Below are 16,180 nucleotides of genomic sequence, written 5' to 3' on the forward strand. Positions count from 1 at the left end.
AACGGGGGCAAGCCCCCTCGCCACAAAGGCTCGCTCCCACAGGTTCAGGTGTCCGGGGTTTGTTCGGCCAGCGCCACGGCGCGGAACATCGCCCGCCGTTTGTTCAGGGTTTCTTCCCATTCCAGCGCTGGCACCGAGTCGGCGACGATGCCGCCACCGGCCTGCACATGCAGTTCACCGTTCTTGATCACTGCGGTACGGATTGCGATGGCGGTGTCCATGTTGCCGTTCCAGGCAAAGTAACCGACCGCGCCGCCATAGACGCCACGTTTCACCGGCTCCAATTCGTCGATGATTTCCATCGCACGAATCTTCGGTGCGCCCGATAACGTGCCAGCCGGCAGAATCGCCCGCAGCGCGTCCATCGCCGTAAGACCGGCCTTCAACTGCCCGGTGACGTTGGACACGATGTGCATCACGTTGGAATAACGCTCGATGACCATCTTCTCGGTGAGTTTCACCGAGCCGATTTCCGAGACTCGACCGGTGTCGTTACGACCCAGGTCGATCAGCATCAAGTGCTCGGCAATTTCCTTGTCGTCGGACAGCAGGTCTTTTTCCAGTGCCAGGTCGGCTTCTTCGTTGGCGCCGCGTGGACGGGTGCCTGCAATCGGGCGCACGGTGATCAGGTTATCTTCGACCCGCACCAGCACTTCCGGCGAACTGCCGACCACATGGAAGTCGCCGAAGTTAAAGAAGTACATATAAGGCGTCGGGTTGAAGCAACGCAGTGCCCGATACAGATCAATCGGGGCAGCCTTGAAGTCGATCGACATGCGTTGGGACGGCACGACCTGCATACAGTCACCGGCCAGGATGTATTCCTTGATGGTGTCGACGGCTTTTTCGTAATCGTCCTGCGTGAAGCTCGAACGGAACACCGGATCAGCCGACTGCTGCTTGCTGAAATCCAGGCCACGGCGCGGCGTGATCGGCTGGCGGAGCTTTTCCAGCAGTTCTTCCAGACGCTCCAGGCCTTGTTCGAAAGCATCGGCCTGCGCCGGGTCAGCCAGCACAATCGCATGCATCTTGCCGGCGAGGTTGTCGAACACCACTACCGCATCGGAGACCATCAGCAAAATGTCCGGCACGCCTAGTGGATCCGGGTTCGGGCATTTGCCCAAACGCTTCTCCACATACCGCACGCAGTCATAACCGAAATACCCCACCAGACCGCCGTTGAAACGCGGCAGACCGGCAATGGTCGGCACGTTGTAACGGGCCTTGAAGGTTTCGACGAAGGCCAGCGGGTCTTCAACGTCGTGGCTTTCGGTCTCGATACCGTCGACGGTCACACTGACGTGATGGTCATGCACCCGCAGCACGGTGCGGCACGGCAGACCAATGATCGAATAACGGCCCCACTTTTCCCCGCCCTGAACCGATTCCAGCAGGTAGGAGTTCGGCTCGTCGGCCAGTTTCAGGTAGATCGACAGCGGCGTGTCGAAGTCAGCCAGGGTTTCGCAGGCAAGCGGGATGCGGTTGTAGCCGGCAGCGGCCAAACGCAGGAATTCTTCGCGGATCATGGGGTAGCCTCGTGGCTTGAGGGTCTAACGGTCAGGTATGCAAACGCGCCGGTACGCCGGCCAGGAACAAGTCAGGCGCGCCAACGCCAGCGGGCCAGGGCCTTGATGACTTTCATCCAGAGTTTGCGAGTGACCACCACGATGGCGTTTCCAGCAGGAGGTTGAACAGCGTCGCGCAACGTTATCTCAGCGGCTGGATCCAGGCAACCGGGAATTAGTTTGCGCAGATCGTCGATCACCAGCGCCGGCGACTCTTCGGCAATCGGCCGACCATGGTTATAGCCGTAACTGAGCGCTACACACTTGACCCCTGCCGCTTTCGCCGCCAGCACATCGCTGCGCGAATCGCCGACGAACAAGGATTGCGAGGCCGGGATGTTGGCCATTTTCATCACGAAAAACAGCGCGGCCGGATCGGGTTTCTTCTGCGGCAAGGTATCGCCGCCGATGATCCATTTGAAATAGCGGCCGATTTTCATCTGATCCAGAAGCGGCGCGACGAAACGCTCAGGCTTGTTGGTGATCAGCGCCATTTCCACGCCTTGTTTGTTCAGCCACTTGAGGGTGTCACGCACACCGGGGTAAACCACCGTCAACTCGTGACCGTCCTCATAAAATCCGTTGAACAATTCCAAGGCATGCCCGGCCTCGACCTCATCGACACCCTGGGCGTCGATGTGGTTGGCCAGGGCCCGGCGTACCAGCGTATGCACGCCGTTACCGACCCATTCACGTACCGACTCGATGCCGGCAGGCTGGCGGCCCAGCTTGAGCAGCATGTTATCCACAGCAGCTGCGAGGTCCGGGACCGAATCGATCAGCGTGCCATCCAGATCGAACATCACCAGCCGCGGCAGACGCCCCGGGAACAACTGCTCAAAACCACTCATGGGCGAGCCAGTGCCAGTTCGGCGCGCATCTTCTCGATCACTTCCTGATAGTTCGGCGCATTGAAAATCGCCGAGCCCGCAACGAAAGTGTCAGCGCCAGCGGCAGCAATTTCACGGATGTTGTTCACGTTCACGCCGCCGTCGATTTCCAGGCGAATGTCACGCCCGGAGGCATCGATCAACGCCCGCGCCTGGCGCAGTTTGTCGAGGGTACCGGGGATGAACTTCTGTCCGCCAAAGCCCGGGTTGACGCTCATCAGCAAGATCATGTCGACCTTGTCCATCACGTGATCGAGCACACTCAGCGGGGTCGCTGGATTGAACACCAGGCCCGACTTGCAGCCGCCCTCGCGGATCAGTTGCAGGGAACGGTCGACGTGCTGCGAGGCTTCCGGGTGGAAGGTGATGTAGGTTGCGCCGGCTTCAATGAAGTCACCGACGATGCGGTCCACCGGGCTGACCATCAGGTGCGCGTCGATTGGCGCGGTCACGCCGTACTTGCGCAGCGCCGCGCACACCATCGGGCCGATGGTCAGGTTGGGCACGTAGTGGTTGTCCATGACATCGAAGTGCACGAAGTCGGCACCAGCGGCCAGGACGTTGTCCACTTCTTCGCCCAGGCGGGCGAAGTCGGCGGAGAGAATCGACGGAGCAATAACGAAGGGCTGCATGACGCACCTTTTTGAGCGGAATCACGATGGCGCGCATTGTATACCTCATACTTTGGCGCGCGCACTGTGACCGCGATGATTGGGGCTGCCTTCGATCATTAAGTCACGGCAGGCTCTAGTACGCCGCTCGGTAGATCTTCTCGATATCGGCGGTGCTCAATTTGCGTGGGTTGTTGCGCATCAGACGCTCGATCCCTGCCGCTTCCGCAGCCATGGCCGGGATGGCGTCCTCGGGAACGCCGAAGCTGCGCATGCCCAGCGGGATTTCCACCGCTGCGCACAGCGCGGTCATCGCCTCCACGGCTTTGTCCGCCGCTTCGTTGGCGCTCAGATGAGCGGTCTTCACCCCCATGGCCTCGGCAATATCTTGCATGCGCTCAACGCACGCCATCTTGTTCCAGGTCATGACATAGGGCAGCAACAAGGCGTTGCTGACACCGTGGGCGATATTGAAACGCCCGCCCAGCGGATACGCCAACGCATGCACCGCGCCGACCCCGGCATTACCAAACGCCATGCCCGCCATCAGGCTGGCGGTGGCCATGTCTTCGCGGGCCTGCAGGCTGGACGGATTGGCAAAGGCCTTGGGCAACGCTTTGGCGATCAGCTTGATGGCGCCGATGGCCAGGGCGTCGGTGATCGGCGAGGCATTGACCGACAGGTAGGATTCGATGGCATGCACCAGTGCATCGACGCCGCTGGCAGCGGTGACACTGCGCGGACAGGTCAGGGTCATTTGCGGACTGACCAGCGCCACGTCGGGCAATAGATAATCGCTGACGATGCCTTTTTTCAGCTGCGCGACCTTGTCGGAAAGGATCGCCACGTTAGTGACTTCCGAACCCGTACCGGCCGTGGTCGGGATGGCGATCAGCGGCGGACCTTTGCGCGGCACTTGATCGACACCGAACAAATCTTCCAGCGCGCCGTGGTAACCGGCATACGCCGCCACACTCTTGGCAATATCGATGGCACTACCACCGCCCAGACCGATCAAGCCGTCATGCCCGCCGTCGCGATACACCCGCATGCAGTCTTCGACGATGGCAATTTCCGGGTCTGGCAGGACCCGGTCGAAAATCTCGTAGGTCCGGTCTCCCAGTTGTGCCAGCGCCAATTCGACCGTGCCGGACTTGACCAGCACCGCATCGGTAACGATCAGCGGGTTATCGACATCAAGACGCGTCAGCTCAGCGGCGAGCTGCTCGATAGCGCCTGCGCCGGTGATCAGTTTGTGAGCGATTTTGAAAGAGGAAAGATTCATCGTGCGCAGCCTCTTATAGATAGGGGAGCTGGGCACAAGAGTAGCTGGGGATTGGGGGTTGTCTGCTATTCAGGACGTGAATGAACACAGATCCTGAAAACACCATAAATCTACTGTAGGAGTGAGCCTGCTCGCGATAGCGGACTATCAGTCGACATCAATGTTGAATGTCAGTCCCTCATCGCGAGCAGGCTCGCTCCCACAGGTGATCGGTGTGAAATGTCAGACCTGGGCCGTGCGCAGTTTTTCGCTACGGCCGCGCAGCCATTCCAGGGTCAGCAGCAGGATTACCGAGAAGGCAATCAGCAGGGTCGCTGCGGCAGCAATCGTTGGGCTGAGGTTTTCGCGGATGCCGCTGAACATTTGCCGAGGCAACGTCGCCTGTTGGGGGCCGGCGAGGAACAGCGTTACCACCACCTCATCGAACGATGTCGCGAAGGCAAATAGTGCCCCCGAGATCACTCCCGGCGCGATCAACGGCAAGGTCACGCGGCGGAATGCCGTCAGCGGCGAAGCGCCAAGGCTGGCCGCCGCACGCACCAGGTTCTGGTTGAAACCTTGCAAGGTAGCCGACACGGTAATGATCACGAACGGCACACCCAACACCGCATGCACGACGATCAGCGAGACAAAGCTGTTACCAAACCCCAGCGGAGCGAAGGTCAGGTAACTGGCCACACCAATGATCACCACCGGCACCACCATCGGTGAAATCACCAGCGCCATCACCAGCGGTTTGCCGGGGAAATCACCCCGTGTCAGGCCGATTGCCGCCAGCGTACCGAAGATCATCGCCAGCACAGTCGCCGCCGGAGCAACGATGATGCTGTTCTTCAGCGAACGCATCCACTCGGCCGAAGCGAAGAAGTCCTGGTACCAGTGCAGCGAAAAGCCTTGCAGCGGGTACACCAGAAAACTCCCGGAGTTGAACGACAGCGGAATAATCACCAGCACCGGCAGGATCAGGAACAACAGGACCAGCCCGCAGAGAATCCGCAAACTGTAGAACCACACCCGCTCAACGGGCGACATATAAGGACTCAGCATTTCGTTCTCCCCTTAGCTCAGGCGCAGGCGGCTGGCGCCCACCAGCCAGCTGTAAATCAGATAAAGCACCACGGTCGCCAGCAACAGCAACCCGCCAAGTGCGGTCGCCATGCCCCAGTTGATGCTGGTGTTGGTGTAGAAGGCGACGAAGTAGCTGACCATCTGATCGTTCGGGCTGCCCAGCAACGCCGGGGTGATGTAGTAGCCGATGGCGAGGATGAACACCAACAGGCAACCAGCACCGACGCCGGCATAGGTCTGCGGGAAATACACCCGCCAGAAACTGGCGAACGGGTGACAGCCAAGGGAAATCGCGGCACGCATGTACGTCGGTGAGATGCCTTTCATGACGCTGTAGATCGGCAAAATCATGAACGGCAGCAGGATATGCACCATGGAGATGTAGACGCCGGTACGGTTGAACACCAGTTCCAGCGGCTTATCGATGATGCCCATGGCCATCAGTCCGCTGTTGATCAGACCGCCCGATTGTAGCAACACGATCCAGGCGGCGACGCGCACCAGGATCGAGGTCCAGAACGGCAGCAGGACCAGAATCATCAACAGGTTGCTTTGACGCGAAGGCAGGTTCGCCAGCAGGTAGGCCAATGGATACGCCAGCACCAGGCAGATCGCCGTAATGATCAGGCCCATCCAGAAGGTCCGGGCGAAGATGTCGAGGTAGATCGCCTGGTCGGGTGTGGCCGGGGCCAGTTCACCGAGGTCATCGATACGATGATCGACCGCTGCCAACAGGTAGTAAGGCGTAATACTGCTGACGTTGCGGCGTACCGCCTGCCAGTAGGCCGGGTCACCCCAACGCTCGTCGAGACCTTCCAGTGCTTCTTTATAAGAGGCGGGTTCAGTGGCGAACGGCAAGGCGCGGGCGGTTTTGGTCAGCAGGCTGCGGTAGCCGGCCAACTCCATGTTCAAGCGCTTGGACAAGTCGCCCAGGGTTTGATTCTTGCGGGCTTCGGCGAGGTCTTCGCTGGCCGCTTTGTAAACCGGTTCAGCGGGCAGGCCTCGGCCGTCCCAGCTAGCGATGGCCGACACGGTGCGCGGCATGCCGCCGACCACTTCCGGGTTACCCACGCTTTTGTAGAGCAGCGCCACGATGGGCACCAGGAACACCAGCAACAGAAACAGCACCAACGGCGCGATCAAGGCTTGAGCCTTCCAGCGGTTGATCCGCTCGGCGTGCTTGAGTCGCTGCTTCAAGGTGGGGTCAGTGCCCGCGTTCAGGGGAATGGCGGTGGCCATGGCGTACTCCGGAAATCTTTGATCGTTACAGAAGTGGCATTCTTTGAGGGCAAGGCCACTTCTGTTCTTGATAACAGCTGATCACCTGTAGGAGCCTGGCTTGCCAGCGATGAACGATAACGGGGTCTGGCTGAAACACCGTGCCGCCCGGATCGCTGGCAAGCCAGCTCCTACAGGTTCAATCGCAAGTTACTTCGCAGCCCAGGAATTGAAGCGCTGTTCCAGTTGCTCGCCATTGTCAGCCCAGAAGCTGACGTCGATCTGCACCTGGTTGGCGATGTTTTCCGGGGTGGTCGGCATGTCTTTCAGGACATCCTTGGGCAGCAACGGTACGGCCAGGATATTGGCCGGGCCGTAGGCGATGTTTTCCGAGTAGGTCTTCTGCTGCTGTGGCTGCACCGAGTAGGCGATGAATTTCTTCGCCGCTTCTGCACGTGCTTTATCCAGACCTTTTGGAATCGCCCATGCGTCGAAGTCGTAAATGCCGCCGTTCCACACCACTTTCAGGTTGCTTTCTTTCTGCACGGCAGCGATCCGGCCGTTGTAGGCCGAGCTCATGACCACGTCACCGGAAGCGAGGTACTGCGGCGGTTGTGCGCCGGCTTCCCACCACTGGATGCTTGGTTTCAGCTCATCGAGCTTCTTGAACGCGCGGTCCTGACCATCTTTGCCGGCCAGTACTTTGTAGACGTCTTTGGGCGCAACGCCGTCGGCCATCAGAGCGAATTCCAGGGTGTACTTGGCGCCTTTACGCAGGCCACGCTTGCCCGGGAATTTCTTGGTATCCCAGAAATCCACCCAGCTGGTTGGCGCGGAAGCCAGTTTGTCGGCGTTGTAGGCCAATACGGTCGACCACACGAAGAAACCCACGCCGCACGGCTGGATAGCGCCTTTGACGTAGTCTTCGGTTTTGCCGAACAACTTCGGATCAAGCTGCTCGAACATGTCTTCGTCGCAGCCACGGGACAGTTCTGGCGATTCAACTTCTACCAGGTCCCAGGACACGCTCTTGGTGTCGACCATGGCTTTGACCTTGGCCATTTCGCCGTTGTACTCACCTGCCACGATCTTGCCGTTGCCTGCCGCTTCCCACGGCGCGTAGAAGGCTTTGACCTGCGCAGCCTTGTTCGCCCCGCCAAAGGACACCACGGTCAGGTCCGGACCCGCGGCCATCGCGTGTGCCGCACCGATCATGCCCATGACCAGGGCGGTGAATTTCAGGGATCTCAACATTTATTGTTCTCTCCACGTGCAGGGTTGGTTGAAGCAGGGGGCGATCAGTTCGCCTCTAAAAGTGGGTCGAGCGCGCGAACGTGTTCGACCTGCCAGCCAAGCGGTACCACGTCGCCGACAGCCAGCGCGGGATCGAGCTCGGCAATCGGTTGTTTCACGAAGAAGTCAGTCTTGCCGCAGACTTCCAGGCGAACCCGGACGTGATCGCCCAGATAGATGAATTCCGCCACCCTCCCTGAGAAGCGGTTGACGCATGATTCGCTGGAACCATTGAGGCTGATGCGCTCGGGACGAATCGACAGCGTGACCGGTTCGCCGGTCTTGCCGACGTTGACCGCCAGCGCTTCAACTTTTTCGCCGCGACCCAGTTCAACGATGCAGCGATCACCGGTCTGGCTGTGCAAGCGGCCGTTGAGGCGGTTGTTCTCGCCGATGAAGTTGGCGACGAAGGTATTTTTCGGTTCTTCGTAGAGAGTGCGCGGCGGCGCGATCTGCTGAATTTCGCCTTGATGGAACACCGCCACCCGGTCAGACATGGTCAGGGCTTCACCCTGGTCATGGGTCACGTAGACCACGGTCACGCCGAGGCGTTGATGCAGGTGTTTGATCTCCATCTGCATGTGTTCGCGCAGTTGTTTATCGAGTGCGCCGAGGGGTTCGTCCATCAGCACCAGCTGCGGCTCGAACACCAGCGCCCGGGCCAGCGCCACACGCTGTTGCTGTCCGCCGGACAGTTGTGCCGGATAGCGCTGAGCAAAGGCGTCGAGTTGCACCATGCTCAAGACTTTTTTGACCTTGGCACTGACGTCGCTCTTGTTCAGGCCACGCACAGTCAGCGGGAACGCGAGGTTCTCGGCGACGGTCATGTGCGGGAACAACGCGTAGTTCTGAAACACCATGCCGATGTCACGTTTGTGTGGCGGCACGTTGTTGATGGAACGCCCGGCCAGCAGGATTTCGCCCGCGGTCGGTGTTTCAAAACCGGCGAGCATCATCAGGCTGGTGGTCTTGCCGGAGCCGGATGGCCCGAGCAAGGTGAGGAATTCGCCTTTGCGAATGTCCAGGTTGAGGTCTTTGACGATCAGGTTCTCGCCGTCGTAGCTTTTCTGCACTCCACGAAAGCTGACCAGAATGTCGCTGGCCCCTGCGTTTGAATCGACCTGGCTCATACCCGCACCTTTGTTGTTGATGACTGCTGTGGGCTAAGCCTAGTGGACACTGCCGGCCACGCAAATCGGGGCGCAGGAGAGAATGGCCTCAGCCGGATGGAAGGTTGGGGGTAGGGATTGCCCTACAAGGATGGCGGGGATAGACAGGGGCAGCGGCAATCCTGAAGCTGCAAGCCGCAAGAACGGGTAAAAGCGGGTTTGCAGGCGTGTCGCAAATGGATATGGCCGGCACAAATTCCTGTAGGAGCACGGCTTGCCGGCGATGGCGATTTCAAAGACGCCATCGCCAGCAAGCTGTGCTCCTACAGGAGTTTGTGTTCCATCGCGTACTTCACCAATTCCGCCAGCGAGGTGATGTTGAGCTTCTGCATCAATCGCGCCTTGTGGGTGCTGATGGTTTTGCTGCTCAGGGCCAGTTGCTGGGCGATGTCATTGACGTTGACGCCCTGGGCCAGACGTTCGAACACCGAAAACTCGCGCTCCGACAGCAATGAGTGCAACGGCCTGGAATCGGTCAAGCCGACTTCGAAAACCATGCGGTCGGCGAGGTCCGGGTCGATGTAGCGCCCACCCGCCGCCACTTTACGGATCGCGGTTAACAGTAGCGCCGGATCACTGTCCTTGGTCGCGTAACCCGCAGCGCCGACTTTCAATGCCCGGGCGGCCATTTGCGCTTCGTCGTGCATCGACAACACCAGGATGGCCGGCGGATTGTTCAGCGCACGAATCCGCGGAATTGCTTCCAGGCCATTCACGCCCGGCATGGAGATATCCAGCAACACCACCTCGCACGGCACATGACGCAAGGTCTCGAGCAACTGCTCGCCATTGCTCGCCTCCCCCACCACCAGCAAATCCTTGGCCAGGCCAATCAATTGCTTGATGCCTTCGCGGACGATGGTGTGGTCTTCGGCTACCAGTACACGGATCACGTTTTTCTCCAGATTCAAGATCATTCGCGAGCAGGCTCGCTCCCACATTGGATGTGCGTCGTTCACAAAAACCCTGTAGGAGCGAGCCTGCTCGCGATGGGGCCAGCAAAGACTCTACAAAAAATCAGGCTGCATCCAGCGGCACCCGCACACTTAACGTAGTGCCCTCCCCCGGCTCACTTTCAAGCAACAACCGCCCACCCATGATCAATACCCGCTCACGCATGCCGACCACACCAAAGGATGTCGGCCTGCCGGTCGCGGCGACAAATCCTACGCCATCATCACTAACAGTCAGACACAACTCGTCGCCTTCCAGCGCCAGCGTCAGTTCAACAGTATGCGCCTGGGCATGGCGCATGACATTGGTCAGCGCTTCCTGGAGGATCCGGAACAAGCCGATGGCCTTGGCATCGCTGAGCACCGGCAGATTGTCCGGCACCTGCACCAGACACGGAATCTGCGTGCGCGCCTCGAAACGCCGAGCCTGCCACTCGATGGCAGAAGCGATCCCGGCATCAAGAATCGGTGGTCGCAGCGCCGTGGCCACGTCGCGCACCAGTTGGAACAGCTGAGCGATCAAGCGTTTCATGCTATTCAAGCGTTCGTTCAGCCCGGGGTCGAGTTGGGCGTAGGCCAATTCGCACATGGACGTTTCCAGTTTGAGCACGGTCAGCATCTGGCCCAGTTCGTCATGAACTTCCCTGGCGATACGCGCTTTTTCCTCTTCGCGCACGCTCTCCAGGTGGGCGGACAACTCACGCAGTTGTTCGCGGGAGCTGGCGAGTTCCAGCTCAATACGCTTGCTCTCGCTGATGTCCCAGACGATACCGTCCCAGACGTAAGCCCCATCGTCGAGCCGACGGGTGATGGCTTTGATCTCGGCCCAACGCTGTTCGCCCGAACGGGTCAAAATCCGTCCTTGCCATGACCAGTCACTGTCGGTGTCCAGCGCATGGTCCTGAGTCAGGTGATAGCTGGCCTTGTCGTCCGGGTGCACCAGACTGCGCAGGCCTTTATCGCGATGGGCCAGGGTGGCCGGCGAGTACCCCACCAGACTTTCACTGCCTTCACTGATGTAGGCAAAGTCGATCTGTCCTGTCACGGGCGCGCGCTCCAGGCGGAAAACCAGTCCAGGAACGTTGGCGGCGATCCCCTGCAACCGCGCCTCGCTTTCCTGCAATGCGGCCAGTGCTCGGCGGCGTTCGGTCACGTCGTTGAGGTAAACAACCAGGTATTCGCCGTCGCGAAACCGCAGGAAACTCAACGACACATCCGTCGGCAAAATGCTGCCGTCAGCCCGCACGCAGTTAGTTTCGAAACTTAGCGGTTCATCCTCACTGGCCCGCGCGCGTTTCCACAGATTCAGCCAGCGATCCATGTGCAGGCCGGGTTCGAAGTCGATCAGCGGTCGATCGATGATCCCGCCCGACGGATAACCGAGCATGCTTTCGGCGGCGCGGTTGGCGTAGCGCACATGGCTGTCCCAGTTGACCCAGAGAATGCCGACGGTGCTCTGATCGATGGAAAACTGGGTCAGGCGCAGCGCCTCTTCACTGGCCTCACGCAGGGCAATGTCTTCGCGCGCGGCCAACAGGCGCTGCTCCAGACTGTGCTGTTGGCGCCGCTGCCAGAACACGATGGCCAGGCTGCTCAGCAACATGACGGCGAACAGCAGGCAAAGGTTTTGCCAGAACCCCGGGGATTCGGAAAGCCTTGGATATTTAGGCTGCAACCATTGGTTGTGCAGTTGCTCCAGGTCCTTGGCCGGGATCGCCCGCAGCGCACTTTCGACAATGCTGGCCAGCTCCGGCCAATCCCGGCGAGTGGCTATTCGCAGCAATTGCGGCAGGCCGATGTCGCCCACCACAACCAGCCCGGCGAACTCAGGCTCGGCGGACAAGCGGCCCAGCTGAGCCTCGTCGACTACGGCGTAACCGGCCTGCTGACTCAGCAACAACTGCAGCGCCTGGCGCTCGATGGGCACGCCTTGCAGGTTCAAATGGGGATAGTTGCTGCGCAGATAATCGGCGGTCGCGCTGGGCATGCGCACCGCGACGCGGGTCTGGCTGTCGAGCTTCTCCAGCTCCACGACACCGGTGCTTTTCTGGTCGCTGACCACCAGTTGCGGAACTCGCATGTACGGATCGGTAAATTGCCACAGGCGCAAACCGGCCGGCGTTTGCGTCAGCCCCACAGCGATGTCGATTTCACCCTCGCGTGCGGCGTCTTCCAGTTGCGCGACATCTGGAAAATTGCGCCAGCTGAACTCAACCTTGAGCGCATCGGCCAACCATTTCATCAACTCGACGTTCACCCCGGACAATCGCTGCAAGCGGCGATCGTATTGCGCATAAGGCGCCTGCAACACCACGCCGACCCGCAGCTCGCCATGGGCTGCCAGCCATTGCTGTTGCCTGGGTGACAATGGCGCGGCATGCACCGCTGGCGCAGACGCCGCCCACCCCATCAAGGGAAACCACAAACAGCCGATAACCCACAGGCAGCGAAAACGCATCATCGAAGTCTCACACACTGACAAACACTGACTAACCCATTAGGCTGCCGGAAACACTTCTGGCCTGGAATATCCAATGCCCCCTGTCTACCGCCTGGCACTGCCAGTATTGTGCCTGTCGCTGATCCTGCCTTGTGCCTTTTCTGTCGAGGCCGCCGACCCGGTGCCTGCCGCGGCAGAAAAATCCGCAGAAGAAAAACCGGCCGAACGCCAGCCATTGCTTGAGCGTAGTCAGGAAGAAGCCCAAGCACTTGAGCGAAAAATCCCTGCTCAGGAACAGCAACAACTGCAAGCCGGTACCGACAACTTTCTGGCCTTGTGGAAGCCGGCCAATACCGCCGAGCCCAAGGGCGCAGTGATTATCATCCCCGGCGCTGGTGAAACCGTTGACTGGCCGCAAGCAATTGGGCCTTTGCGTCGCCAATTGCCGGACGCCCAGTGGAGCAGCCTGAGTATCACCTTGCCAGACCTGCAAAGCGACGCCATTGCGCCACGTATCGTTGAAGTCGCACCCGCGCCAAAAGCGCCGGATACCGGCAGCAAGGATTCCACCACCGCAGCGCCCATCGAGCAGGCCGCCGGCGGTGAAGCGGAAGTGGCCGACAAGGCCATCGTCGAAACCAGCGAGGAGCAAGCCAAAGCCGACGCTGAACGAATCTTCGCGCGTATCGACGCTGCCATTGCGTATGCCGAACAACAAAGCGCCCGCAGCATTGTTGTGCTGGGCCATGGCACTGGCGCTTACTGGGCCGCGCGCTACCTGAGTGAGAGGCAGCCTTCGCAAGTGGAGAAATTTGTGATGGTCGCTGCCCGGACACCGGTTGCGGCAAAGCCTGAGTTGGCCGAACTGACGCCGACGTTGAAGCTCGCGACGGCGGACCTCTTCTATATGGATAAACCGCTGGATCGCAAAGCAGCGCTGGAGCGTTTGCAGGCCAGCAAGCGTTTGAAGACGTCAGCGTTCAGCCAGGTGTCGCTGAAGGCGTTGCCCGGGAATGCCAAGGCTGAGCAGGAGCAACTGGTGCGCCGGGTGCGCGGTTGGTTGAATCCGCAGAATGCGGCGGGCTGACTGATAGACCGAGGCGCTGCCATCGCGAGCAGGCTCGCTCCCACATTTGATCTTCGTCGCGCACAAACTCTGTGCCGACTGAAGATTTAATGTGGGAGCGAGCCTGCTCGCGAAGGCGTCCTCACAGGCGACACAATACCTAGCGAAAACCCCGCCGCTCACGAATCAACGTATAAGCCGTATGCAACTCGCGAGTCTTGTCCGTAGCCTCACGAACCTGCAATGCCGTCGCCCCGCTGCCGGCAACCTTGTCCGGGTGATGACGACTGAGCAGGCGCCGATAAGCGCGCTTTATCTGCTCCGGCTCGCTGGTTGCCGATACCCCCAAAAGCCGCAACGCATCTTGATAGCTGATCGCGCTGCTGACCTTTGGCCGCTTGTGCTGTTCATAATCGGCGGCCAATGCCTGAACCTGATGCGGCGTCCAGCCCAGCCACTTACCCCACTGGGCAATCAACTCGCGCTCACGACGGCCGGCACGGCCATCGGCCCAGACCATCCGCCAACAGGCGCGCAACACACCTTCTGCCGCATGAGGCTGAGCACTCAAGCGTCGCAGATAGCCGCGTAATCGATCATTGCCCGACTTGCCGCGATTGAACGCAACAATGGCACGACGCTGCGCCGAGTCCGTCATGTCCAAAGAACGCATTTCCTGACGGGCCTGCTGGATGTGGCCATCCAATACCCGCCCATCACTCTTGGCCAACCGTCCCAGCAACACGAAAAGCAGTTCATCATTGCGTAGCATCGGGCGACCGCCGAGCTTTTCATACAGATGCCCAAAGCTTTGCAGGTGCAAGCGCCGATCCAGCGCCTGCCCCAACAAAGCACCGAGCATGGCCCCCGGAATGCTGGCTATGGCAAAGCCTGCTCCGGCTCCGATCAGAGTCCCTGGCCACAACATCTCAGCGGTTCGCTTCTATCAAGGCTTCAACTTCGGCCAGGCGCTCGTGCGTGCCCACATCCACCCATTGGCCTTTCAGCCGTTCACCCGTCACTTGCCCGTCGGCCATGGCTTTGCGCAACAGCGGCGCAAGCTTGAACGCCCCATCCGAACAGCCGTCGAACAGCTGCGGGTGCAACACCGCGATGCCGCTGTACGTCAGGGTTGTGGTGCCTGGCTGACCGTCGCTCACGTGCCCGTCGGCCAGCGTGAAGTCGCCTGCCGGGTGATGGGCCGGGTTATCCGCCAGCACCAGGTGAGCCAACCCGGCGCCGGGTTGATGCAGCACGCTGAAATCGTAGTCGGTCCAGATGTCACCGTTGACCACCACAAAGGCTTCATCACCCAGTAACGGCAACGCGTGGAAAATCCCGCCGCCGGTTTCCAGCGGCTCACCTTCCGGTGAGTACTGGATGCTGACGCCGTAGCGCGAACCGTCGCCTAGATAATCTTCGATCTGCTGACCGAGCCAGGCGTGGTTGATCACGATTTCGGTAAACCCGGCTGCCGCCAGGGCGCGCAGGTGATACTCGATCAGCGGCACGCCGCCGGCGCGAACCAGCGGTTTGGGGGTGGTCAAGGTCAACGGACGCATGCGCTCGCCTTTGCCTGCCGCCAGAATCATTGCCTTCATGCATTCGCTCCGGCACGCAGACTCAGCAGCAACACATCTAGCTCGGCCAGTTCAGGCCGGCGGGCAATCACAGCTTCTATATAGGCAAAGAACCGCGGCACATCGGCGAGGTAGCGCGGCTTGCCGTCGCGATGGCAGATGCGGGCGAAGATGCCGATGACTTTCAGGTGACGCTGCACGCCCATCAGGTCGCTGGCACGCAGGAAGTCTTCAAATTTCGGTTGAACCGGAATGTCGAGGGCGCCGGCTTGCTGCCAGTACTGTTCGAGCCAGCCGCGCACACGCTCTTCTGGCCAACTGAGGAAGGCGTCTTTGAACAGGCAGGTCACGTCGTAGGTCACGGGCCCATACACCGCGTCCTGGAAATCCAGCACACCCGGGTTCGGTTTGCTGAACATCAGGTTGCGTGGCATGTAGTCGCGATGCACCAGGACTTTGGGCTGGGCCAGGGCGCTATCAATCAACAGATCGGTCACGTTCTGCCAGAGCATTTTCTGCGCAGCGTCGAACTCGATGCCCAGCTCATGTTTTACATACCAGTCGGGAAACAGTTCCAGCTCGCGACGCAACAGTGCGACGTCATAACTCGGCAACGGCGCAACCATCGGCAACTGCTGAAAAGCCAGCAATGCTTGTAGGGCATCGTTGAACAAATCGTCCGCGTTTGCGCGGTCGATCACGTCCAGATAGGTCTTGTTGCCCAAGTCATTGAGCAAAAGAAAGCCGCGTTCGAGATCTTCGGCATAAATTTGTGGCACGTTTATCCCGGATGTCGCCAGCAAGAAAGCGATATCTACGAAGGGTTTACAGTTTTCCTGAGGCGGTGGAGCGTCCATCACGATGAAGCTTTTACCCTCGCCTTCCCAGCGAAAATAGCGCCGAAAACTCGCATCGCTACTGGCCGCAGTCAACGTGGCCGGGGGGACGGAGCCCCAGCCTTGTGCTGCAAAGAGAATTGCCAACTGGTCATCGAGCCAAACTTTCAGGTGTTGCAAACGTACATCTTGATCAGGCATTGCAA

Annotated in this window: 14 protein-coding genes; 1 reads left to right on the forward strand and 13 read right to left on the reverse strand. The window is 59.9% G+C overall.

Annotated elements, in window-relative coordinates; all coding sequences use genetic code 11:
- Positions 1-44: 44 nt before the first annotated feature.
- From trpE to ACWGZX_RS11470, 10 genes are all read right to left on the reverse strand, one after another.
- Entirely contained in the window at positions 45-1,526 is a 1,482-nt protein-coding gene (trpE, locus tag ACWGZX_RS11425; protein WP_452628356.1) for an anthranilate synthase component I, read from the reverse strand.
- 71 nt (positions 1,527-1,597) lie between these two features.
- Positions 1,598-2,416, reverse strand: a complete 819-nt coding sequence (locus ACWGZX_RS11430) for a phosphoglycolate phosphatase (RefSeq protein WP_452628357.1) — start codon at positions 2,414-2,416, stop codon at positions 1,598-1,600.
- On the reverse strand, positions 2,413-3,087 hold the full coding sequence (gene rpe / locus ACWGZX_RS11435) for a ribulose-phosphate 3-epimerase (RefSeq protein ID WP_452628358.1): 675 nt from the start codon (positions 3,085-3,087) through the stop codon (positions 2,413-2,415). The genes ACWGZX_RS11430 and rpe overlap by 4 nt, the downstream gene beginning before the upstream one ends.
- A gap of 115 nt (positions 3,088-3,202) precedes the next feature.
- Positions 3,203-4,351: an iron-containing alcohol dehydrogenase gene (locus ACWGZX_RS11440; protein ID WP_452628359.1), complete on the reverse strand. Its 1,149-nt coding sequence runs from the start codon at positions 4,349-4,351 to the stop codon at positions 3,203-3,205.
- Positions 4,352-4,573: 222 nt separating this feature from the next.
- On the reverse strand, positions 4,574-5,398 hold the full coding sequence (locus ACWGZX_RS11445) for an ABC transporter permease (protein ID WP_452628360.1): 825 nt from the start codon (positions 5,396-5,398) through the stop codon (positions 4,574-4,576).
- A gap of 12 nt (positions 5,399-5,410) precedes the next feature.
- The gene (locus ACWGZX_RS11450) at positions 5,411-6,658 is read right to left on the reverse strand and encodes an ABC transporter permease (protein WP_223514876.1); all 1,248 of its coding nucleotides are present in this window, start codon (positions 6,656-6,658) and stop codon (positions 5,411-5,413) included.
- 189 nt (positions 6,659-6,847) lie between these two features.
- Positions 6,848-7,891 carry an ABC transporter substrate-binding protein gene (locus ACWGZX_RS11455; protein ID WP_452628361.1) on the reverse strand — a complete coding sequence of 348 codons (1,044 nt, stop codon included), beginning with the start codon at positions 7,889-7,891 and terminating at the stop codon, positions 6,848-6,850.
- Positions 7,892-7,935: 44 nt separating this feature from the next.
- Entirely contained in the window at positions 7,936-9,060 is a 1,125-nt protein-coding gene (locus ACWGZX_RS11460; RefSeq protein WP_223514882.1) for an ABC transporter ATP-binding protein, read from the reverse strand.
- Between the two features lie 302 nt (positions 9,061-9,362).
- Positions 9,363-10,016: a response regulator gene (locus ACWGZX_RS11465; protein WP_223514885.1), complete on the reverse strand. Its 654-nt coding sequence runs from the start codon at positions 10,014-10,016 to the stop codon at positions 9,363-9,365.
- A gap of 100 nt (positions 10,017-10,116) precedes the next feature.
- Positions 10,117-12,513 carry a PAS domain-containing sensor histidine kinase gene (locus ACWGZX_RS11470; RefSeq protein ID WP_452628362.1) on the reverse strand — a complete coding sequence of 799 codons (2,397 nt, stop codon included), beginning with the start codon at positions 12,511-12,513 and terminating at the stop codon, positions 10,117-10,119.
- Positions 12,514-12,586: 73 nt separating this feature from the next.
- On the opposite strand from ACWGZX_RS11470, the gene ACWGZX_RS11475 reads away from it, so the two are divergent.
- Positions 12,587-13,579 (forward strand): alpha/beta hydrolase family protein, encoded by a 993-nt coding sequence (locus tag ACWGZX_RS11475; RefSeq protein WP_452628363.1) that lies wholly within the window; start codon positions 12,587-12,589, stop codon positions 13,577-13,579.
- 139 nt (positions 13,580-13,718) lie between these two features.
- On the opposite strand, the gene ACWGZX_RS11480 is transcribed toward ACWGZX_RS11475, so the two are convergent.
- The 3 genes from ACWGZX_RS11480 to ACWGZX_RS11490 are packed head-to-tail and all read right to left on the reverse strand — an operon-like array spanning position 13,719 to position 16,175.
- Entirely contained in the window at positions 13,719-14,486 is a 768-nt protein-coding gene (locus ACWGZX_RS11480) for a TerB family tellurite resistance protein (protein WP_452628364.1), read from the reverse strand.
- A gap of 1 nt (position 14,487) precedes the next feature.
- A complete protein-coding gene (gene murU, locus ACWGZX_RS11485; RefSeq protein WP_452628365.1) occupies positions 14,488-15,159 on the reverse strand; it encodes an N-acetylmuramate alpha-1-phosphate uridylyltransferase MurU in 672 nt (223 codons plus the stop codon).
- A complete protein-coding gene (locus tag ACWGZX_RS11490) occupies positions 15,156-16,175 on the reverse strand; it encodes an aminoglycoside phosphotransferase family protein (RefSeq protein ID WP_452628366.1) in 1,020 nt (339 codons plus the stop codon). The genes murU and ACWGZX_RS11490 overlap by 4 nt, the downstream gene beginning before the upstream one ends.
- Positions 16,176-16,180: the final 5 nt, after the last annotated feature.

Source organism: Pseudomonas sp. CLCA07 (genome assembly GCF_053615335.1).